The sequence below is a fragment of the Thalassospira mesophila genome, assembly GCF_002115755.1.
Taxonomy (GTDB): Bacteria; Pseudomonadota; Alphaproteobacteria; order Rhodospirillales; family Thalassospiraceae; genus Thalassospira; species Thalassospira mesophila.
This window is the reverse complement of record NZ_JFKA01000001.1, coordinates 315,746-339,064: the sequence shown is the minus strand read 5'-3', so window position 1 is coordinate 339,064 and position 23,319 is coordinate 315,746. Positions and strand designations below refer to the sequence as shown.

Genomic DNA, 23,319 nt, shown 5'->3' with positions numbered 1-23,319 from the left:
GAGCCACTCAATGACGGTTGAAGCAACATCAGGCCTGATGTATTGCTATTTCAGCCTGAAAACGGCCTTGCCCCGCAACAACCCGGGCATTCGATACCGGGTTTCACCAAAATACGGAGCCTTCATGCCCGAACAAACGGCGCAAACGTCGCGCGATGTCCAGAACGGCACGGGTATGGAAATGGATGACACCGCCTTTTCGCCGCCCCATCACAACACAAGCACACAACAGTCGGCAGGCTTTATGACCACGCTTAAAGCCTGGCTTTATCGCTATCGGGTGCTGTTGTTGCTGTTATGGGTTTTGGGGCTGGTGGCAATTGGCTATGCCGGGGTTGAACGCCGCTTTGCCGTTACGGATCGGCATAATCTTGATAAAGTCGTGCATGTCAGCGTTTTTGCCGCCATGGCATTCTGGCCGATTATGGTTTGTGGCCGCCGGTTGATCAGCGTTTTTTTCGTCATCATTGTCGCCCTTGGCGCGCCGGGGTTAGAACTGATGCAGGCGCATTTTGGCAATGGCCGGATTGCTTCGCTTGCCGATATGAGTGCAAGTTTAAGCGGTGTGGCTGTTGGTGTGATTATCGCGATATGCCTTCGCAGGGCATAATCAGCCGCACTCTCAAATACTGCAAAAAAGTATAAGCCTGCCCCGGCATTGAAAAATCCGCTTTCTCGCGAAATTTTAATATTAAAAAGTTCTGTTGCAACGTGCAGGCGCAAACCGCATGAATCCTCTATAAACAATTATATTTCAATAGTTTAAATAAAATTCTCTGAAAGATACCCTCTCTTTTCCCGGTTTGAAAAATCCGAAATCTTCCCGCGCTATCCCTTTGGACAGTTCCTTTTCTGATGGCAGCTTGCTAGGCAGGGAGTTAAGAGGGTCTATACATCCGCCCAGTATACGGGACGCCGGGCAAAGCCATACAACGCATTCTATAGCCTAAATTAAATGCCGATCGTATAGTGGGACATAGAAGGATCTGCCTCCCTTTAAAAGGGAGCTGCCATACACAAGGGGGTGCTGGGTGTTAACACACAGCAGAAATCAGGCAATTTTACGCGACCTTTTTGCACTGGGCGATGTTGTCGTCCTGCTGCTGGGCGCCATGATTGCTTCCCTGTTGCGTTTTGATGCCTTTTTCCCGCCTGACGGCTTTTTAATGCCAACCTTCGCCGCGCCGCTGCTTTATCTTATGTTGATGGTACTGATCCGGGGCTATAAAACCCTTAATCCGGAAACCATGCAGATCGGGCTGTTTCGGTTGCTGAGCGCACAATTGGGCACCTATGCCCTGTTGCTGGTTTTTGCCTATTTCGCCAAAGTCTCCGAAGATTTCTCCCGATTATGGACGGCCTATTCTCTGATTACCGGGACTGCACTTTTGCTTGTGTTGCGGATCGTGGTTTTTGTCTGGTTACGCCACAAGGGTATTGCCGGGCATTTTCGGCCCCGTATCGCCCTTATATCAAGTGCGCCAGAACCGCTGGTAATTTCCCAATTGCGCGCACGCGCCGAAAGCCACCGCTTTGCCATTGTCCATAATTGCAAAATTGTCCCCGGCGACCACGCAGCAGACAGCCTGCGCGATGCCATGTGGGAAATGCGCGCGGCCCAGCCCGACATTGTGGTGATGGCGGTAAGCTCCAGCGACAAAATACGCTACGCCGATATTCTCGATGATGTGGGGGCGATTTCATCCGATCTGGTCGAGATTTCGGACCTCAATGAAGGCCAGGCCGGCGATGTTGCCAGCGAATGGGTGATTTTGGCCGGCTTGCCGTTTTTGCGCCGTGCCATGCGCCCGTTTGGTGAGCGCGGCTGGTGGGTTAAGCGGCTGGAAGACATTGCATTGGGCGCGGTTGCACTGATCCTGCTCTCGCCGGTCATGCTGGCGGTCGCCCTTGCGATAAAACTCACCAGCCGGGGGCCGATCCTGTTTGAGCAGTTGCGTCACGGCTTTAATGGCGAGACAATCCGGGTAATGAAGTTTCGTTCCATGTATGTGGATAAAATGACGGACACACCGGAAAAAGTACAACAGGCCCGGCGCAACGACCCGCGCATTACCCCACTGGGCGCGTTCCTGCGTAAAACCAGCCTGGACGAATTGCCGCAACTGTTTAACGTGCTGCGCGGCGATATGTCACTGGTCGGCCCCCGCCCCCACGCCATGGCCCACAACGAACTTTACCGCACCCGCATCGACGGCTATTTCGCCCGCCACCGTGTAAAACCCGGCATCACCGGCTGGGCGCAAATCAATGGCTGGCGCGGCGAAACCGACACCGACGAAAAAATGCGCCAGCGCGTGCTGCACGATATGTATTACATCCAGAACTGGTCCCCGTGGCTGGATATCCGGATAATGTTTATGACCTTGGTGAACGGGTTTGTTCATCGGAATGCGTATTAGATTACTATTTAACTCACAGACAAGTGATATTAAAAAAACACCTTGTATTATTGAACTTCAAAAATAGAGATAATTTACCGCTGTGTTAGCTCGACAAAAAAAAATACTGAACCGTCTAATACATTCACGTTTAATTCAAAATGCTGGCGCACTGACATTGGTGCAAGCCGTAAGTTATATTTTTCCGTTAATTACAATACCATACTTAACGAGGACCTTGGGACCTGTGGAGTGGGGAAAAGTTGCATGGGCACAAGTAATTATAGGATACTTCATTACTCTTACTAATTTTGGATTTTTATGGAGTGGCGTACGAAAAATCTCAAGCCAACGAGAAAGCCGAAAATTTTATTCTCGCACTTTTATCGCCGGCTGGACTGTTCAATGGTTACTCAGTGTACTGGCGATTGCAGTAATTCTCGTTTCCACCGAAACCATTAATTATTTTACACCATTTAGACCTTACGCTTTCTACGGCGGAATAATGGTTATTGCAGGAATATTGTTCCCAGTTTGGTTTTTTTCCGGGCTAGAACGCATGCGAGAACTGGCATTAACCCAAATCTGTATTCGCACGTTCACAATCCCATTAATTTTTATCTTCGTAACACAACCAAATCATGGACCAAGAGTGATAGCAGCTAACGCAATTCCAATGTTAATAGGTGGAATCATATCAATTTTTTGGATCAAAAAAAATAATTTGGTAATTTGGCGGCGGCCCAGAATTTATGAAATAAAGGCCGAATTCAAGGAAAGCGGAGCAATTTTTTTATCGCGGATATTCATTATCTTATACACAACCTTGACACCAACTATTATTGGAGTGATGACAAACGCGACAGCAGTCGGACAGTATGTACTTGCTGACAAAGTGCGAAATGCCGCACAATCTTTACTCGCATCGATTTCACAAGCCATCTTTCCGAGACTAAGCTACCTTTTTAAACATGATCGGAAATCAGCGCTTCATTTGATCAAGTACTCGGGTACGGTTTTGCTATTTATTTCCATTTGCATAAGTATTTTTCTATTTATTTTCTCAGATAAAATTGCCTTAATTATGGGCGGGAATGGTTTTGATACAGCAGCATCAATTTTACGATGGCTTTCACCGTTACCTTCAGTAATTATGATTTCAAATATTCTAGGCGTGCAAATTATGTTGCCAAACGCAATGGATAAGACGTTTAATAAAATTCTCGCCTGTGCTGGAATGTTAAGCTTAATATCAATAACACCATCAATTTACTATTACGGCGTCCAGGGGGCAGCGTTTACAACATTAACTGTAGAAATTTTCGTTTCAAGCTCTATGGCGATACTCCTTTTCCAATGCAGGAAAGAAATATTATGTACACAGACTGGTTGATCGTAGGGGCAGGATTAACAGGATCCACACTTGCAGAACGCATAGCAAGTCAACGACGCGAAAGCGTCCTGATTATCGATCAACGTGATCATATTGGGGGCAATGTTTACGATGAATATAACGAGTATGGAATACTGACACACAAATATGGACCCCATATCTTCCATACCAATAGTGACGAGGTTTTCAACTATTTGTCACACTTCACATCATGGTGTCCTTATTATCATAAAGTTTTGGCATCAGTCGAAGGCCAACTGGTGCCAATCCCGTTCAACCTTAATACAATAAACAAACTGTTCCCCACGCAAATGGCCGCCCGCCTCGGAGATAAACTGATCACTGAATATGGATATGGCGCGCGTGTTCCAATATTAAAATTGCGTGAAGTTGAGGATACCGACCTTAACTTCCTTGCAGATTATATTTATCGCAACGTTTTTGAATCTTATACTCGAAAACAGTGGGGCGTAAATCCAGAAGACCTCTCACCTGCGGTCACAGCACGTGTTCCAGTACTCGCTTCACGTGATGATAGATATTTTCAGGATACTTATCAGGCTATGCCACAATACGGATATACAAACATGATACGCCGAATGTTAGCACAACCAAACATTCGTGTTATGTTAAATACCAATTGGCAGGACGTGAAAGAAGAAATTCAGTACAAGCGAATCATTTTTACAGGACCCATCGACGAATTTTTTAACTATTCACAAGGTCAATTGCCATACCGGAGCCTTAACTTCAATATACAAACGCACGATCAAAATAAGTTTCAAGATGCCGCAGTAATTAACTACCCCAACGATTATAATTACACGCGCATTACTGAACAAAAATGGCTTACAGGACAGAAACATACTCACACAACGACTATAACGGAATATCCCATCCCCCACATTTCTGGAAAAACAATCCCGTATTATCCAATACCAAGTGAAGAAAACAGAAGATTGTATGGGCGTTATGATGATAAAGCTAAAGAAATATCTGATACTGTAATTTTTGCGGGTCGGCTTGGAAACTATCAGTACTATAACATGGATCAGGCTGTGGCCCAATCTTTAGCTATTTTCAGGAAATTACCATGACTATTGATAAAATCGTCGCTGTTGTCGTCACTTACAATAGAAAATATTTACTGCTTAGAACCATATCATCATTAAAAGATCAAAGTCATCAAATTGATGAAATCATAATAATAGACAACGCTTCGACAGACGGCACCGCCGATCTTTTTAAAGATCAAACGAACGATAATATTACGCCAATAAAATATTATCGTATGGAGAAAAATTCTGGTGGAGCAGGAGGATTTCATGAAGGGTTGAAAAAAGCGGTTCAGGCTGGAGCAAAGTGGATATGGGTTATGGATGATGATGTTGCACCTGAAAAGGACTGTTTGCAAGAAATGCTCAAGTGGCGCTCTATATCTCATTGTATTCATCCGAGACGAGTTTTCAATGATGGAACCGATTATATTTTAGAAGAAAATATCGATATATACACAGGGGCATCGTCTCCTCTTCGGGGAAAGTCTTTTCAAAATGGAAAAGAATATTATTTTTCTAATGTCGCATGCTTCGAAGGTATGCTTGTAAGTGCTGATATAGTAGAAAAAGTTGGTTTTCCATCTTCAAATTATTTTATTACGAGTGACGATCATCTCTTTGGTTTAAAAGCATCCCTTCACACAAACATCATATACTTGCACAACGCCATCATACGAAAACTAATAGACAATAGGGAATCCCCTCTCGCCCCCTGGAAAATTTATTACACAGTAAGGAATAAATTCTTTTTAGCAAGGGACATATCCGAATACTTAAACCTGAACGTAAAGTTTTCAAAAAAGTTTATTTTAATTTTGAGCTTCTTGATAAACACTTTAGGGTGGATGAAATTAGGTCCACGTCATGGAGTTGCAGCGTCGCGAGGATTCTGTAAAGGATTGTTTTACTATATTAAAGCACGGTCGCCTAAAGAAAAATCAGCAGAACCGCCCGAGAAATAAAAAATCATGAAACAAATAAAATAAAAAATTAAACTAGGAAATTTATGTTCAAGAAAATGAAGATACTGTTCATTAATTCTCTCTATTATCCAGACATAGGGGGAGGGCTTGAAATAAGCCTCAAAACATTAATTGATGCTTTAAAAGAAGAAAATGAGGTGGTTGTAATTACGACAACCACAGGAAAAGAACGCATAGATTATATTGATAATGTGAAGGTGCATCGAGTTCAACAGAGAAATATTTATAACAGCAACTACAAAAAAAGACGGAACCGCATAACAAAAGTTGTTTGGCATTTGATAGAAGGCTTCAACATATTTAAAAGGCGAGACATTCGAGATATTTTAAAATCAGAAAACCCGGATATTGTTTCAATCCACAACATATCCGGATTTGGCGCCACCTTGATTGATATGTTGAACAGTTTGAATATCCCGGTAATTCAAGTTTTACATGATTTGTACAATGTGTGCCTGAATGCAAATATGTTTAAAAACAGATGTCAATGCGAAAAACAGTGCACTACATGTAAGATATTTAAATACAGGCACAAAATAAAAAGTGAGAAAGTAACAGCAGTCCTTGGTGTTAGCAAAAACATATTAGACCGGCACAGAAATCTTGGATATTATAAATCAGTTCCCTTGGAATTCACCATACAAAACAAACGCAGCATACATAAAAGAAGAATTTATAGCTCCGCCAAAGCTTCTACATTCGGATTTATAGGTGCCATCAATGAAGCAAAAGGCGTAGAGCTGCTAATCAATGAATTTTCACGGATAACGGATAAAGGTGTAAATTTATTAATTGCCGGTTCTGGAGATAAACAGTATATTGAAACCCTCAAAAGAAATATTCCCGATAATATTAAATTCATAGGTCAGACAATACCGAAAGAATTTTTCGAACGAATAGACTGCTGTATCGTACCATCGATTTGGCCAGACACGCTTCCCGGTGTTGTTTTCGAGTCTTTCATCTACGGGCGTCCAGTTATAGGATCAAATAAAGGTGGAATCCCCGAGATGATAGACAATGAGATAAATGGTTTTATATTTGACCCAAAAAAGAATGGGGACTTGTCTGATAAAATATATAAATTAATTCAAAACGTGGAAAAATATAATAAGCTTAGCTTAAACGCTCAAGAAAAAGGCTTGCATTACACAAAAGTGAGGGATTGGAAAAATAAATATATGGAAATATACAATAAAACACTGGATGATTTTTACAAATGAGAAAATTATTTCTCTTCTGCACTTTATTTTTCATGAATATACAGTCATTTGTGCTGAGCACAGAAATAAAAGGATTGCTAATTCCAAACATAACTACACTTTTAACATTTATAGCATTGGCAATAAGCGCGCCTAAAAGATTCTCTTCAATTACCGTGAAGTTAGTTTTAACATTTTTCCTGTTTTTCATATGGCAATCGATTGCCGTTGTATCTCAGAATATATTTACAAATCATTACTCTACGTTGATTCGCTTTTTGTCTGATGACAGCACCTTCGGAATACGAAACTCTGTCATCACGCAGTCTGCTTACTTGTTTACCTGTATAATATTTTTTTTAGTACTGTATCATGAGTTAAAATCAAACATTGAAGTCGATAATGTAAAAAAAATAACAAAGATAGGATTGCTTTTTTACATTGCATTTGGTTTTTACGAATTTTTCTACTTCATCATATTCAAAAATTTTGGCGACTTTATATCAAACAGAATAACAGGAGATGACTTTACGTATGGGCTATTGCAGCTATATACAATTTCAGGACAAACTCTTTTTAGGGTAAAATCATTATCTGGTGAACCCTCGATGCTTGCCTACACGATTTCACCATTTATGGTATACTATTTCGTTTTAAAAGAAAAAACTTGGATTCCTTGCTTTATATTATTGATGCTATCTAACTCGTCTACAGCCATTTTTGGAATAGCTGTACTTTTATTTATTATTGCAAAAAGAAGCATATATTACGTGGCGACGTCTTTGACCATAGCTTCCATCGCATACATAATATTTAAAAACGAAGCTAATTATATTATTGAATCTTTCTTATATAAAATTTCCGGTCACGGCGTATCTGGCACAGACCGCTTAAACTTTTTCGTTGCTCACTTTTCTTCCTGGTTAGATTCAAATTTTATAGAAATTTTCTTTGGGCACGGTTTTGGAACCGTGCGTTCAACCGATTACTTATCCACATCACTTTTTAATACAGGGATCTTTGGGTTCCTGACAGTCACTTTTTTGATGCTTTTTCCCTGTAATCGTTTGTTAAGGTCAGGAGAGGAGGATAAAATTGCGGTAAGTATCGCACTCATAACTTCATATATAATATTAATGGTCAGTGTCCCTGAATTGTTTTATTTTCATATTTGGTATTTCTCAGCATTCGCTTGGCACTATTATTACGAGACAAAATATGCCCCGATTAAATTCACCTGAGATATTCGTAAATTGTCGCTTCTTAACACAAGAAATCACGGGAGTTCAAAGATATGCTATTGAGATGACAAAGAAACTAAAGGATATTGACAAGAACATAATTTTTTTATCACCCCAAAATGTCGTTCATCCTGAAATAGCATACCTTCTCGACGCAAAAAAAATTGGAACATTGACAGGACATTTGTGGGAACAGTTAACATTACCAATATATTTATCAACAAAAAGAAACTATATATTATTAAATTTATGCAATACGGCACCACTATTTTGCAATCATGTTGCATTAGTCCTGCATGATGTCAGCTATCACGTCAATGATAATAATTTTCGCAAATCATTTTCTTTTTATTATAAGAATTTATTAAAAAATGCAGTTCCCCGAGCCAAGAAATTATTTACTGTAAGTTGTTTTTCCAGAAACGAAATATGTAAAATTTACAAAATTTTTGAACCCAACATACAAGTAGTTTACAATGCTCCATCCCCAATATTCTCCACACCTAACAATATAGATCATACTCAAAAAGAAAAAATAATATTATTTGTAGCAACCAACAATCCACAAAAAAATATTACAGCAGCCCTGGCTGCTTTTAATGAGCTAACGGATAATAACGTATATTTTTATATAGTTGGCTCTGGTTATGACACAGTTATGTTTCAGGAACAAATTCATAATTACAAAAAAAAGGATCATATCGTTGTATTAGGACGGATATCGGACTCTGAGTTGGCAAGTTTATATGCAAAATCAACATGTTTTGTTTCAACATCGACCTACGAAGGATTTGGCCTTCCAATTATCGAAGCCCAGGTCGCAGGATGTCCGGTTATCGCATCTGATATTGCTGTTTATAACGAAATTGCAAAAGATTCCGTCGCTTATATAGACCCTAACAACATCGATAATATAAAAAACGGTATTACAAGAATGATTTCGGACGAAAAATATCGTAAATCTCTCATTAAAAAAGGTTATGAGAACGCAAAAAGATTCACCTGGGCCGATTCAGCAAATATCATTTATTCCACTCTAAAGGAAAAATAAATGAATATAGCATTTCTTTCAACTTTCTCACCAACCAATAATATCGGAGGAGTTGAAAATCACATCAGATTCATCAGTTCTGAATTCGGAAAAATGGGGCATTCCGTAACTATATTTGTTCCAACCCATGTTATCGAATCCAATACGCAAGACTTAATTCATGAAAACGTACAAATAATACACATTAATATAAAATACGCAAAAATTGTGAGGCTTCTGGAAAATCACATGGATTTGCCAAAAATAGGTTTTTTGTTTTCCTTTCTCAAAAAGCTGTCATTTAATTTATCCGCAAAACAAATTTCCTCACATATCAAAAAAAGCAAAATTGACATACTACATCAACATGACTTCACTTCCAGCATGGGGGCAAGCAAACTAGCAGCTCGCCATGGAATTCCCTGCATCTTGACCAACCATACAGGAGAATATCTTTATTTTCAGAAAAGTTGGTTCGGTAGGTTTCTATTACGACATCTTTTATCTCATTATAAATTCATCATCGGCCCGAGCACAGAATTGACGCCACGTCTGCCTGACATAAATTCCGTTACCATATATAACGGTGTGAGTCCTGACCTTTTCTATAAATGGGAAAAAAGAAGAATTTCTGCATCCCGCCAAAATTTTGGATTTACCGATCAAGATTTTTTAATTCTTTGCCCCAGAAGATGGGCGCCAACTAAAGGAGTAATTTTTTTAATCAAATCAATTATAGAAAATAAATATCCGTCTCATTTTAAATTTTTATTTGCAGGAAGTGATTACAATGGATTTCCGGCATATGTTCACGAAATAGAAAATTTAATATCAAACGCTCCGAATCCATCCCAAATAGTTAAACTTGGTAATTGTGATATTACCCAGATGGCTACCCTTTACAATCTATCAAATATTTCAATTATACCGTCTTTGATGGAAGCAGTTTCGTTGTCCGCCGTGGAATCCATGGCAACAGGAACACCTGTAATCTCGACAAATGTGGGTGGTATGCCAGAGTTAATTCACGATAATATAAATGGTTTACTCATTCCTCCTGGAGATCCGGTACAGATATATAAGTCCATAATGAAAATATATCAACTACCGTCAGGTGAAGTTGACAGTATGACCAACGAAGGACACAAAACAGCTAAGAATTTAAGCTGGCAGGCGATAGCTTGTGCTACGCTGCAAATATATCGTGAAACTCTGAACAAGGAACAATCGTCGTGAAAGTTCTAACTATTATAGGAACACGCCCTGAAGCTATTAAACTTGCTCCGGTTATTTTAGAATTAAATAAAAACCCCAACATAGAAAATATAACATGTCTTACTGGTCAGCATACAGATTTAGCTTCAAACATTTTAAAAAATTTTAACATATCCAATTATTTAAATATTGAAGCACGTGCGTCTTCGTTCAGAATCAGTCAGCTTCTATCAAATATAATTATGGGTCTTGAGCCTATCCTAAACGAGCAAAGGCCGGACATTGTTCTTGTCCATGGCGATACAACAAGTTCTCTGGCCGGGTGTCTGGCAGGATTTTATAATAAAATAGATGTAGCACATGTCGAAGCTGGCCTAAGAACGGGCAACATATCTTCTCCGTGGCCCGAAGAAGGGAACAGAAAGCTTATATCATCTGTTTCCAAATATCATTTCGCACCAACGGAGAAATCGCGGCTAAATTTAATTAATGAAAATGTAAGTGACGAATCAATTCTGGTAACTGGTAATACTGTTATTGATGCACTGTTTTTGGCTACAAAAATAACAGATGATGAATCTGTATTTTCTTATAGTGGACCAAAAATTCGAAAAAACAAGAAAAACATTCTAGTCACATCACATAGACGGGAAAATTTTGGCGACGGAATAAAAAATATTTGCCTTGCTTTAAATGAAATAACTGAAATGAAGAAAGACGTAGACATTTTTTACGCTTTGCATTCAAATCCGTTAGCTGCCGACCTTGCCAAAGAGATATTAAATAAAAACAATCAAATAAAAATATTATCACCTCAGGACTATTTTGATTTTATTTATTTGATGAAAAATGTTGATATTATTTTAACTGATTCGGGGGGGATTCAAGAAGAAGCTCCTTCTTTAAATAAACCCGTTCTTGTAATGAGACAATTCACTGAACGTCCGGAAGCAGTTGACGCAGGGTGCATTGAGATTGTCGGCACAAACAAACAGAGAATTGTAGAAAAAACAACTGAACTATTGGAAAATTCTGCCAGCTATCAAAAAATGACGTATGGAAGCAATCCATACGGAGACGGACACGCAGCGAAACGAATAGTTTCATTCTTGATGTCGCGCAAGTGAGGGTGGGCCAATGATTATTCCGATTATCCTAAGCGGTGGGTCAGGTTCCCGTTTGTGGCCTCTATCCCGTAAAAGCTATCCCAAGCAATTTCTTTCGCTTGTCTCTGCCGAAGAAACGATGATTCAAGCTACACTTGTACGTGGGGTCCAAATATCCAGTCATTGCCCGATTGTGATTTGCAATGAAGATCATCGCTTTTTAGCTGCCGAGCAAATTCGTGAAGCCAACGTTTCAAACGCGGATATCTTGTTGGAACCTCTATCGCACAACACGGCGCCAGCTATTACATTGGCTGCTCTCCACGCATTATCTCACGAGGCATCACCCGATCCGATCCTTCTGGTGATGCCCGCCGATCATTTCATCAGTGATGCGAGAAAATTTGCTGCCTATATCGAAGAGGGAACCAAGGCCGCGAATGCAGGAAAAATAGTCTGCTTCGGTATTCAGCCTGTTTATCCTGAAACGGGATATGGTTACATCCAAAAGGGTGCGGCGCTCACTTCCATCGCCGATAACACCTTTGATGTGAAGGCATTTACCGAAAAGCCTGATCAGGACGTTGCCGAAAGCTACATTCGATCGGACGAGTTCTGCTGGAATAGCGGGATCTTTATGTTCAAAGCATCGGTATTTATCGATGAATTGACAAAATACGAGCCAGAGTTGGTAGAAACTTGCCGTACCAGCCTTGAGCAGGCAACAACAGACCTTGATTTCATTCGTATTGATGCCGAGAGTTTCGCCAAGGTGAAAGATATTTCCATTGACTATGCGCTAATGGAACGCACACAAAACGCTGCTGTTATTCCCATGAATATCGAATGGAGCGATATTGGATCGTGGTCCGCGTTATGGCAACTCAAAGACCAGTGCCCGAATGGAAATGTGTGTGTTGGTGACGTGATTACCGATCAGGTAAGTAACAGCTACATACATTCGACATCCCGGCTTGTCACTGCCGTAGGTGTGCAAGACGTCGTGATTGTGGAAACCAAAGACGCCGTAATGGTCGCCGCCAAAGACAAAGTTCAAGATGTTAAAAACATCGTTGCCAAACTTAAAGAGCAAAACCGGCGCGAACAAAACGATCATCGCGAGGTTTACCGCCCCTGGGGCAAATATGATTCTGTCGATCAAGGGGCACGATACCAGGTTAAACGCATTACGGTGAAGCCGGGCGAAAAGCTCTCGGTTCAAATGCATCATCACCGGGCCGAACACTGGATTGTCGTAAGTGGCACCGCCAAAGTAACGATTGGGGAAAAAACAATCCTTCTTGGCGAAAACCAATCCACTTACATCCCGCTTGGCGAAGTACACGCCCTGGAGAATCCCGGAAAAATTCCGCTTGAATTGATTGAGGTTCAATCAGGAAGTTATCTTGGCGAAGACGATATCGTCCGCTTTGAAGACCGGTACGGAAGGTCACCGTTGTGACCTTCCTGTTATTCCAATAATGCAAATTTCCAACCTGATATTTAAGCTTTTACCAATAACATCAAACCGGACCTCACATTAACCAAACAGTTTCAGGTCATATTCCCGGTAATTGCCCTGCAGAAAAGCTTCCCAGGTTTTGTGAATTCCTTCATCAAGGCTGTATTTCGGCTGCCAGCCCAAAAATCTGGCTTTTGTTGGGGTAAGAAAACGTTCTGCCACCCCGGCGGGCATTTTTTGCAAAAATTTGATCTGTCCTTCAAACTCCACAATATCGGCAACCTTGAAAACAAGCTCACGTAACGTAATGCTGAAACCCGCACCAATATTTACCGGGTAACATCCCTTTTGACGTTTGATAACGGTAACAACCGCATCGGCAAAATCATCCACATAAATAAACTCCCGTACTGCTGTGCTATATCCCCGCAATATCATATACGGGGCCTTGGCCTGCTTTGCTTCTTCCGCCTCGCGGATAAAGGCGGGCATCACCCGGCCTGACAGCCGATCAAAATTATCCCCCGGTCCATAAATTTCCGCCGGAATAATAGTGGTAAAATTTGCATTATATTGCTGATGATAAAACTGGCACAGCTTCACAACAGCAAGACGCGCCATCGCAGAAGATTCATAGGAATCATGAAGGCGACCACTCATCATTGTTTGTTCGTTGGTCGGCACATACGCCATTTCCGGGTAAATATGCGGTGCCGCAATATTCACCAGTTTGCCCACCCCGGCCTCATATGCTCCCCGCACCAAATGCATACCAATGGCCAGGTTTTCATACATAAATTCCACCGGGCGGTCACGGTTGGCAATGGACCCACCGGACTTGCCCGCCGCAATAATCACAACATCAGGCTTTTCCTGTTTCAACCATTCCATAACCGCCGCCTGATCCAAAAGGTCCAGCTCGCTACGGGTGCGGGTTAAAATTGTACAATCTTCCTGCTCAAACCGGCGCACAAGCGCCGAGCCAACCATGCCACTATGACCGGCAACAAAAACACGTTTACCTGTAATATCGTAAGCCATTAATTGTATCCCTTTACGGACAGCAAAACACAACCAGCCACCGGGCGCATGCCCTGCACCCGGTTTGGTTAACGTCCTGCAATGTTGCGGAAATAAAAAATCCACACAGAAATGGCCAACGGGCGCACGTCGTATGTGGACAGACTAATTGTAAGCAAAACGGGTCTTATACCCGTTTTCTATGAAGACAACTCATTAAGAACAGGTTGGGACGGGCTCGGACGAGTTGGGACGGGTTGGAAACAACGGCACCGCGCGGCCCGTCTCGCAAAAGGCAAGGGCGCGATAAGCCAGCCCATGGACTGTATTAATCAGCTTCGATCAATACATTATGCTCTTGTTAAAAAAGAAACGCTTTAATCCCACCGCATTTAATTTCAGGCCGGGCATAACGTGAAACGTTCATTTTTCATGTCATATTCCCGATAATTGCCCTTAAGAAACGCGTCCAGCGTTTTGCGAATCCCCACTTCAAGGCTGTATTGCGGATACCAGCCAATAGACCGTAGTGTCTGCCCACAAAGGCGTCGCTCCCCGCTACCAGCTTGCGTTTTGCGCAAAAATTTAATCCGCCCGTCAAACCCGACAAGATCGGCAATCATATAGCCAAGCTCCGCGAGCCTGACACCGAAATTAAAACTGGTCGCGATATTCACCGGTCCCTTATAACCATAATATTTCAAAAAGGTAACAATGGCATCGGCGCAATCATCAACATACAGAAATTCACGTACTTCCGTGCCAACACCCGACAGCTCCATATGCCCTGCATTGGCCTGCTTTGCTTCCACTGCTTTACGAATAATCGCCGGAATAACCCGGTTCGAAAGCGGGCCAAAATTATCCCCCGGCCCATAAACGTCAAACGGAACAACAGTTCTGAAAGAAACGCCATATTCCCGATGATAGAATTGACAAAGTTTCAAAGCAGCAAGCCGTACAACAGATGCGGCTTCACATGAACGGTTAAGCTGTTCACCCGTAATCCCCCGCTCCAACGTCGGTAAAAACGTATCTTCGGGGTAAATATGCGGCCCAGCAATGTTAATCAGCTGTTTCACCCCGGCCTCATAGGCGCCGTGTATCAGGTGGCTGGCTATGGCAAAGTTTTCATACATAAAATCCTCGCCACGGCTCAAATTGGCAATTGCCCCGCCGGAATTGCCCGCCGCAATAATCACAACATCAGGTTTTTCCTGCATCAGCCACGCTGTCACCGATGCCTTATCCAAAAGGTTCATTTCGCTGCGCGTGCGGGTTAAAATTGTACAATCTTCCTGCTCCAACCGGCGCACAAGCGCCGAACCAATCATGCCATTATGACCGGCAATATAAACCCGCTTCCCTGTAATATCGTATGTCAACCAGGCCATCGTTTATATCCCTTTACATACAACAGAACACGACCAAACACCGGGCGCATCACCTGCGACCGGTTCGGTTAATATCCTGTCATGTTGCGGAAATAAAAAATCCACACCGAAATGGCCTGCGGGCGCACTTCGTGTGTGGACAAACAATCACTAGCAAATAATATGCGGCAGCAACAATTATCCATTAGGATAGGAATTTATCATTCCTGACAGTCTGCTGACATTAATTCGAATAAAATAATATTATAACATTTTTGTCCACAACATCACTGTCGTGAACGTCCTTTTGTATCAATAATACTTTTGCCAAAGCCCAGCCCGACAACAAAAACAAACGCAGCCCCCATCGCTGGCATCTGAATGCTAAAATCGGTCAAGGCATGCAGCCCCACAATTGTCAGGGCCGAAACAGCAGTTATTAAATAAGCCGTATCGTGCGCCTTTAAAAAGGCCCCCTTTACAAGCCCGAAAAAAATACAGACAAAAGCACACATAATAATGACAAGGCCATAAATCCCGGTGCCAAAATAAAATTCCAGATAACTGTTATGGGCAAGGCTCCAGGTTAAACCACTTAAGCGTAAATCCTTAAACGGTCGAAAACCCGGTTCAAAACTGCCATACCCAAAGCCAACGGCAGGTGCCTGAGATGCCGCACCCACAACCTGTTCATACAAATGCATGCGCATATCTTGTGCGCTTTCAAGATACCCAAACCGCTCCTCCAGCCCGCTGCCGCTTATGGCAAAGCCACCCACTGCCAGTAAAACAATACCGGCAATCAGGCCATTACCAAACCGGGCCGGTATTACCTTGCCAATCCGAAGGCAGACCAGCACCACAAACACCCCGATCATCCCGCTCACAAACCCCGCCCGCGAATGGGTAAGCATCAGGGCCGTGCCGGTCGATAAAATGCCGACCATCGGCAACCACGCCCGGGCCAGTGTCCCGTCCATCATGTTGCGCATAATCTGCCGCACAGTGCCCCCGCCGCGCAAATCACGCGCCAGAATTTTCACCAGATACAAGAGCGACGCCACAAGCCCCATCGCCGCATAGGTCGCGTAACTGTTGCGATTAATAAACGTACTGGTCAAATCCCCCCGATACGCCGTTTTATTGTACCAAAGAATTGTTTCCCAACCGCCGAAAAACACCACTAACCCATAAATGGCGTAGGTGGTGGAAACGATGACAAAGAAGCTGAGCATTATTGATGCATTCTCGCGCTTCCGGCCATAGCGTGCCGAAAGCCAGAACACCCCGGCATAGGCCAGCAACACCATCAGCGCGTCCCAGGTCAGGTCCGGCGCGATAGTGACGCGCGGGGCAAGGTTAACGCCAAGCTGGGCGCTGGCCTCGCTCCAGATCGGGTGAGCAATGGCAGGGACGATGCCCGGAATGGCCTGCACCACAATCCAGGCGACAACAATAAAAAACAGCACCAGCGGGATTTTAATGCGTTTAAAAAACCGTCTTTCGCCTTCTGGCGGTGAGAGCAGACACGCAATCGCATCAAGCACAATCAACACACCGACCCATAACGACATAAGCGACCATGCCCACGGCACATTGCTGCCAAAGGGTAGCGGCGCCAATGCAATCAAGGCGAGCAATCCGATAAACACAATCTGGCGCAGAATTTCGGGCAAATTCGCCCTCCCCGTTTTAAAATCGTCCCCTTTCGGGCGCAAACCCGCAATACAACCCGATACCCTAATTACCCGCGCAAATGCGATCCGTCAGCAAGAAACGACTTTTTAATCCTATACCATCGCCTATTGGTTGCTGTGGATGATGAAATTCCGTATAGCTAGCAATAGAACCGGGTTTGGGACAATCCGGCATCCAACGGGAATTAACGGGATTTAACCGGGGGCCAGTTTGAGCAACTCCACCACGCCATCACCCGCAACTGCAAACACGCAGGCGGAAGAAAAACGGTCGCGGCTAAAATCGCTGGCCGACAACATCGCACGCGGAACCGACAGCGACGAAATTGACCTGCAAGAATTGCTGCGCACCCTGTGGCGGCGCAAAAGCATGATCTTTTCGGTGGTTGTGCTGTTAACCGTGCTGGTCACCCTGATCGTTTTTCAGATCGCACCGCGCTTTACCGCCACCAGTAACGTTATTATCGATGGCCGTAAAAACCAGGTTGTCGATATTGAAAGCGTGATGAGCGGCGTTTCATCCGAAATGGGCGCGCTGCTCAGCGAAGTGGAAGTGATCAAATCCAGCTCGCTGATCCGGCGTGTTGTCACCGATCTTAACCTGGAAAAAGACCCCGAATTTAACGCCGAACTGCGTGATGTTCCCTGGTATAGCACCCTTTTAAAACCCGAAACCTATGTCGGCGAAGACTTCCTGATTTCAATCGGCTTGAAAAAGCCTGAAGTGATCGTCAGCGATACCGAACTGGCCGAAGAGCGCACCAACCGCGTGATCAATAATGTAAAAGAGCATATGGAGGTCAGCATTGTTGGCAGATCCCAGGTCATCGCCATCAGCTTTACCTCGACCAATGCCCGCAAGGCGTCCCTGATCGCCAATACCATTGCCGATCAGTATATTGTCGATCAGCTCGAAGCAAAGTTCGAAGCCACACGCCGCGCGACAGCATGGCTCAATGATCGCCTGACCTCGCTGCGCGAAAAGGTTAAAACCTCCGAAGCTGCTGTTCAGGCTTATAGCGAATCCATTTCCAGCAAGGTTGGTCAGGGTTCGAAAATGACCGAACAGCAAATTTCCGAGCTAAGCTCGCAATTGATCCTGGCCCAGGCCGACCGGGCAGAAGCCCAGGCCCGCCTTAATCAGGTGCAAAGCTTGCTGGGCAACAGCGCCGATCTGTCTTCTGCCGCCGAAGTCCTGAACTCGCCCTTAATCCAGCGCCTGCGCGATCAGGAAGCAGAGCTTTTGCGCCGGGTATCGGAGCTTGAATCGCGGTACGGCAGCCGCCACCCCGCCATGATCAAGGCACGGGCCGAGCTGGCCGACCTGCGCACTTCCATCGAACGCGAAGTGCGCAAAATTGCCCAGAGCCTTAAAAACGAAGTTGGCGTGTCCCAGGCCCGGGTCAGCACCCTGCAACAAAGCCTGAACGGCCTTGAAAGCAAAAACAACACCCAGAATCAGGCCGAAATCCGCCAGCGCGAGCTGGAACGCGAAGCCAATGCCAACCGCCTGCTCTATGAAAACTTCCTCAACCGGTTTAAAGAAACCAACAGTCAGGAAGATCTGCAACAGGCCGATGCCCGCATCATTTCCCGTGCCGAAGTCCCGGTGGATCCCTCTGCCCCGAAAAAGCAGCTGATTATCGCCGTCGCCCTTGTTGGCTCGGTCTTTTTGGGTGTGGTGCTGGTCTTTGTGCTTGAACAGCTCGATAACAGCTTTCGCAGCACCGAACAGCTTGAACAAATTGCCGGCGTACCCGGCATTGGCATGATCCCGCTTTTGGCCGGGAACCTGCTGGGTAAAACCGATGTCGGACGCTTCCCGACTCACAAACCCGGCTCGGCCACGACAGAATCTGTCCGAAGTTTGCGAACATCACTGATGTTGTCAAATGTCGATAATCCGCCGCGTATTGTCGGCATCACCTCAACCGTCCCGTCCGAAGGCAAATCAACGCTGGCGGCGTGGCTGGCCCAGGTTACCGCAAATTCCGGTCAACGCACCTTGCTGGTTGATTGCGATTTGCGCCGCCCGACGGTTCATAAAACCTTTGGGGCGGACAACACCCACAGCCTTGTTGAATTGCTGGCCGATGAATGCACAATTGATCAAGCCATCAAACGCGACGAAGAAACCGGGCTTTACCTGCTGCCTGCCAAAGTCACCCAGGCTAACGCGCTCGATCTGCTGTCATCAAGCCATATGGAAAAAACCCTGATGGCCCTGCGCGAGCATTTCGACTTTATTGTTCTCGATGCCCCGCCAATTCTCGCTGTTTCCGACTCCAAGGTTATCGGCCTGATGGCAGATAAAATGCTCTATGTCGTTAAATGGGACAGCACACCGCGCGGTTTGGTCAAAGCAGGACTGAAAGAAACAGCCGAAGCCGGCATCGACCTTGCCGGGGCCGTGCTAACCCAGGTGAATGTCAAAAAACACGCCAAATATGGCTATGGTGATTACGGCTATTATTATGGCCGCTACAAAGACTATTACGCCAAAGGATAATCATGCGCTTTATTTCAAAGCGCAGGTTGCCTGCGATAATCGGTTTGCTGGCGGGAACAGGACTTCTTGTTCTCGCCATTCCCCACACCATGGCCTCCATGCTGCTCGCCCTTTCGACGCGGCGTTATGAGCATATCAGCAATCCCGACACCCCGGCTGCCACCCTTGACGACCTTGATACCACAACAAGGCGCGCCATTGACTGGGTTGCAACCTCGGCAGCCTGGACACGGATTGGCTATATCGAACTGGAGCGGGCCAAACGCGCGACGACAGACCGCGAACAAACCGACCATTACCTCAAAGCCGACAAGGCCTTCACAACAGCCCTGACCATTTCCCCGATGGATACCTATACCTGGGCCCGTCTGACATATACCCGGCTTAAAACGGGCGGTGCCGCAGATGGCACAGCGGTCGAATCACTGCGGATGTCGCTTTTAACCGGGCCATATGAACGCAGCCTGGCGGTAAATCAGATCAGCTACGCCATTGATTTGTGGCCGCAGCTTTCGGAAAACGAACAACACGATATCGAGGCGAAAATTCGCTGGATTGATACGTTAGAACATCGCAATCTTGTCAGCCTGGCGAAAAAGGATGTAACCACAATCCGCGTCACGGTCGGCGCCATGGTAACAGCCCCGCCAAACCGGTTTTCGCGATTTATTAAAGACATCAACAAGAAAAACTGAATTTGCGCAGAGATATTTTGCTTCTTATAACGTATTGCAAAGGATGCAGGACCGGCAATGACTGCGTCAGTCCTGGTATGCCAGATAACGATCACCCGGGATGCCCCGGAGTCGCACGAATGTATTGATGCAGGCCCTCGCAGAATATCCCACAGGTCGAGTCTCTAAAGCGCAACACACACTTTTTACGTGTTGAAACGGGAAAGAATCGATGTAAACCCGCAAAGACCTGATACCTAAGAGTAGGATTTCGAGAGACGCCCAAGCCAAAATTCCCAGGCCGGGTATTTTGAAATGTAGGATCAAAATCAGTAGCTTCCGACTCTCGGTCAAGAATGGTTCACAGCCTCAAACTGCGCGTTTGGTCAGATAGAGGCTTCGCCTTTCGGAGTATCGAGACCCCATCCATTCGCATTATGTTGCAAATTAGCAACACTTCGGCACGATCCGCAATCAAATCCCGTTCTACGTGCAATATCATTTGCGTATGCCAAGGGCCTCCCATAGATTTAGCCTTACGGAAAAGGAAGAAAAAGTATGAATTCTGTGCTTTGATCTGCCTTGGGGACCGCAAAGCGTACAAAGGGAGTCGCTGGAATATGAAGATGATGAGCAAATTTGCAGCAGTCACTGCATTAACAGGTGGCCTGTTATTTGGCGCATGCGGCATAGCATTTGCCCAATCCGCCGCGATCACGCCATCAATGGCCGCAACACTTGATGCCGCCAAAGCAACACCGGAAGGCCTGGCAGCCGCCGTGCGCACCCTGGTTCTGGCCAACCCGGGTGCTGCTGCCACCATTGCCGCAGCCGCCGCAAAAGCAAACCCGAATGCCGCTGCACAAGTTGCAAGTGCTGCCGCCGCAGCCGCCCCTGACTCTGCCAGCACAATTGCAGCTTCGGTTGTCACCGCCGTTCCGACTTCTGCCGAAGCAGTTACCGGTTCTGTGGTCACGGCGGTTCCGACCGCGGCCGCGCAAATTGCGGTTTCTGTGACAACAGCATCCCAAAAATCTGCGGCCGCAACCGGCACAGCAAGCACAACCTCGCCTGCTGCCATTGCCGCCGCCGCGACCAAAGCATCGCCTAATAGCGCCCTTTACATTGCCGCTTCTGTTTCGCGGGCAAACCCGCAAGCCGCCAGTCAGATTGCCAGCTCGGTTGCCGTTCAGGCCGCCGCAAGCGGATCAACCGCCACGCCGGGACTAATCGCCGCGGTATCCGCCAGAAGCTCAGGTGCCAACAACGTGGACGTTATTCGGGCTGTTTCAAGTGCAATAAACATATTTCCTGCAAACGTTGCGACCCAGGCTGCGGGTGCGACGATGGGTCGGCTGGTTGAACAAATTGTGAACCAGTCAGCACAAACGGTTCAGACAGCACAAAATGATGCCGAGGCTGCAAGTACCGCCAATCAACAGGCAGAGACCAGCGCCGAAGTTGCTGCCAACAATCAGCAGACCGGCGGCGATGCCGGCGAGACTGGTGGCGTTGATGATACCACCACCGAACCGACACAAGATAGTGAAAGCCAAAACAATGCGAGCCAGAATCAGCCTCAGAACCAGGGCTAGTTTGGCTGTCCTGCAAGTATTGAACGCAAGAAGTTTATAAGGGGATACAACGTGAAATTTCTTAAAGGGGGACTGCTCGCATCTGTAGCAGTCAGCGCATTGGCGGTAGCATTTCCCGCAGCGGCACAGGAACAGGTAAGCCCTGACAAGGCCGTTACCGAACGCACACCGGAAGGGTACGAAGCCAAAGGCATTACGCTTGGCTCATTCGTTCTGTATCCAAAGGTTGAAGCCGCAGAAGAATATAACGACAATATCTATAAATCGAACACCAACGAAACCGACGATTACATCACCAAAATCTCGCCGGGCCTGCAGTTGCGTTCGAACTGGAACCGTCATTTCCTGCAATTCGAAGCTTCATCTGAATTTGGTATCTATGCCGACACCAGCGACAACGATTATACCGATTATAATCTGCGCGCAACCGGCCGCGCCGATGCCACCGAAGCGTTGAAATTTAACGGCGATGCCCGCCTGCAGCACCTGCATGAAGATCGCGGCGGCGATGATGTGTCAACCGATGCCAAAGAACCGGTTGAATATGACAAAATGACCGGCGTTCTGGGCGGCACTTACAAACCAAACCGTTTCAGTGTTGGTCTAACCGGCACGGTTGATGACTACAATTATGATGACAACGCGACCATTGGTGGCGGCACTGATAACAATGATGACCGTGACCGGACCGAAACCAAAGGCGAAGTTCGCTTTGGTTACGAAATCCAGACCGGTTACGAAGCCTACATCAAAAGCTCGGTCAATGAACGTGATTACGATTCGCAGGTCGATGATGGCGGCGTAAACCGTGATTCCAATGGTTACAAAGTTCTTGCCGGTATCGCCATTGATCTTGATCGCCTGATCCGGGCCGACCTTGCCGTGGGCTGGATGGAACAGGATTACGACGATCAGACGCTTGATGACGTTGATGGTTATTCTGCTGATGCCCGTGTTCGCTGGAACATCACCGAACTGACGACATTGCGTGGTAGCGCATCGCGGACCATCAATGAAACCACCACTTCTGGTGCGTCTTCAACCATCGGCACCGCTGTCGGGGTTGGCGTTGACCACGAATTGCTGCGCAACCTGATCCTGAACGCGGATGCCAAATATTATAACTCTGATTATCAGGGTATTACCCGCGAAGACGACAAATACACCTATTCTGTTGGTGCGGATTACAAACTTAATCGCAATCTTTATACCGGCGTCAAACTGAGCCACGAAACCCGTGATTCAAACGCCGCCATCAACGAATATGACCAGAACGTCATTATGGTTAAGGTTGGCGGCCAGTTCTAATTGGTCGTGATACCGTTCCTCATTCGTGCTGATAATGTTATGATCCCTTCGGGT

18 protein-coding genes are annotated in these 23,319 nt (G+C 45.4%); 15 read left to right on the top strand and 3 right to left on the bottom strand.

What is annotated here, in order from left to right; translation table 11 throughout:
• Positions 1-10: 10 nt before the first annotated feature.
• From TMES_RS01580 to TMES_RS01530, 11 genes are all read left to right on the top strand, one after another.
• A complete protein-coding gene (locus tag TMES_RS01580) occupies positions 11-610 on the top strand; it encodes a VanZ family protein (protein ID WP_085578781.1) in 600 nt (199 codons plus the stop codon).
• 421 nt (positions 611-1,031) lie between these two features.
• Positions 1,032-2,420, top strand: coding sequence for an undecaprenyl-phosphate glucose phosphotransferase (locus tag TMES_RS01575; RefSeq protein ID WP_085578779.1), 1,389 nt, complete (start codon positions 1,032-1,034; stop codon positions 2,418-2,420).
• 82 nt (positions 2,421-2,502) lie between these two features.
• Positions 2,503-3,792: a flippase gene (locus tag TMES_RS01570; protein ID WP_085578778.1), complete on the top strand. Its 1,290-nt coding sequence runs from the start codon at positions 2,503-2,505 to the stop codon at positions 3,790-3,792.
• On the top strand, positions 3,774-4,889 hold the full coding sequence (gene glf, locus TMES_RS01565; RefSeq protein ID WP_085578776.1) for a UDP-galactopyranose mutase: 1,116 nt from the start codon (positions 3,774-3,776) through the stop codon (positions 4,887-4,889). The genes TMES_RS01570 and glf overlap by 19 nt, the downstream gene beginning before the upstream one ends.
• A complete protein-coding gene (locus TMES_RS01560) occupies positions 4,886-5,812 on the top strand; it encodes a glycosyltransferase family 2 protein (protein WP_085578774.1) in 927 nt (308 codons plus the stop codon). Before glf ends, TMES_RS01560 begins: the two co-directional genes overlap by 4 nt.
• 44 nt (positions 5,813-5,856) lie before the next feature.
• The gene (locus TMES_RS01555) at positions 5,857-7,056 is read left to right on the top strand and encodes a glycosyltransferase family 4 protein (protein WP_085578772.1); all 1,200 of its coding nucleotides are present in this window, start codon (positions 5,857-5,859) and stop codon (positions 7,054-7,056) included.
• Positions 7,053-8,276, top strand: coding sequence for a hypothetical protein (locus tag TMES_RS01550; RefSeq protein ID WP_085578770.1), 1,224 nt, complete (start codon positions 7,053-7,055; stop codon positions 8,274-8,276). The genes TMES_RS01555 and TMES_RS01550 overlap by 4 nt, the downstream gene beginning before the upstream one ends.
• 64 nt (positions 8,277-8,340) lie before the next feature.
• Positions 8,341-9,327, top strand: a complete 987-nt coding sequence (locus tag TMES_RS01545; protein ID WP_158091165.1) for a glycosyltransferase family 4 protein — start codon at positions 8,341-8,343, stop codon at positions 9,325-9,327.
• Positions 9,328-10,542: a glycosyltransferase family 4 protein gene (locus TMES_RS01540; RefSeq protein WP_085578766.1), complete on the top strand. Its 1,215-nt coding sequence runs from the start codon at positions 9,328-9,330 to the stop codon at positions 10,540-10,542.
• Positions 10,539-11,648, top strand: a complete 1,110-nt coding sequence (gene wecB / locus TMES_RS01535; protein WP_085578764.1) for a non-hydrolyzing UDP-N-acetylglucosamine 2-epimerase — start codon at positions 10,539-10,541, stop codon at positions 11,646-11,648. Before TMES_RS01540 ends, wecB begins: the two co-directional genes overlap by 4 nt.
• A 10-nt stretch (positions 11,649-11,658) precedes the next feature.
• Positions 11,659-13,089: a mannose-1-phosphate guanylyltransferase/mannose-6-phosphate isomerase gene (locus tag TMES_RS01530; protein ID WP_169718822.1), complete on the top strand. Its 1,431-nt coding sequence runs from the start codon at positions 11,659-11,661 to the stop codon at positions 13,087-13,089.
• Positions 13,090-13,167: 78 nt separating this feature from the next.
• Here the strand turns inward: TMES_RS01530 and TMES_RS01525 are convergent, their stop codons facing one another.
• The 3 genes from TMES_RS01525 to TMES_RS01515 form a co-directional block, all read right to left on the bottom strand.
• Positions 13,168-14,130, bottom strand: a complete 963-nt coding sequence (locus tag TMES_RS01525) for an NAD-dependent epimerase/dehydratase family protein (RefSeq protein WP_085578762.1) — start codon at positions 14,128-14,130, stop codon at positions 13,168-13,170.
• A 377-nt stretch (positions 14,131-14,507) separates the two neighbouring features.
• Positions 14,508-15,503 carry an NAD-dependent epimerase/dehydratase family protein gene (locus tag TMES_RS01520; protein ID WP_085578760.1) on the bottom strand — a complete coding sequence of 332 codons (996 nt, stop codon included), beginning with the start codon at positions 15,501-15,503 and terminating at the stop codon, positions 14,508-14,510.
• 266 nt (positions 15,504-15,769) lie between these two features.
• Positions 15,770-17,158, bottom strand: a complete 1,389-nt coding sequence (locus TMES_RS01515; RefSeq protein WP_085578758.1) for an O-antigen ligase family protein — start codon at positions 17,156-17,158, stop codon at positions 15,770-15,772.
• Positions 17,159-17,390: 232 nt separating this feature from the next.
• Here TMES_RS01515 and TMES_RS01510 point away from each other — a divergent pair, with 232 nt between their 5' ends.
• From TMES_RS01510 to TMES_RS01490, 4 genes are all read left to right on the top strand, one after another.
• The gene (locus tag TMES_RS01510; protein ID WP_085578756.1) at positions 17,391-19,688 is read left to right on the top strand and encodes a GumC family protein; all 2,298 of its coding nucleotides are present in this window, start codon (positions 17,391-17,393) and stop codon (positions 19,686-19,688) included.
• Positions 19,689-19,690: 2 nt separating this feature from the next.
• A complete protein-coding gene (locus TMES_RS01505) occupies positions 19,691-20,383 on the top strand; it encodes a hypothetical protein (protein ID WP_085578754.1) in 693 nt (230 codons plus the stop codon).
• A gap of 605 nt (positions 20,384-20,988) precedes the next feature.
• Positions 20,989-21,957 carry a hypothetical protein gene (locus TMES_RS01495; protein WP_143589503.1) on the top strand — a complete coding sequence of 323 codons (969 nt, stop codon included), beginning with the start codon at positions 20,989-20,991 and terminating at the stop codon, positions 21,955-21,957.
• Positions 21,958-22,008: 51 nt separating this feature from the next.
• Complete coding sequence (locus TMES_RS01490; RefSeq protein ID WP_158091164.1) at positions 22,009-23,265, top strand: outer membrane beta-barrel protein; 1,257 nt, start codon at positions 22,009-22,011, stop codon at positions 23,263-23,265.
• Positions 23,266-23,319 lie beyond the last annotated feature (54 nt).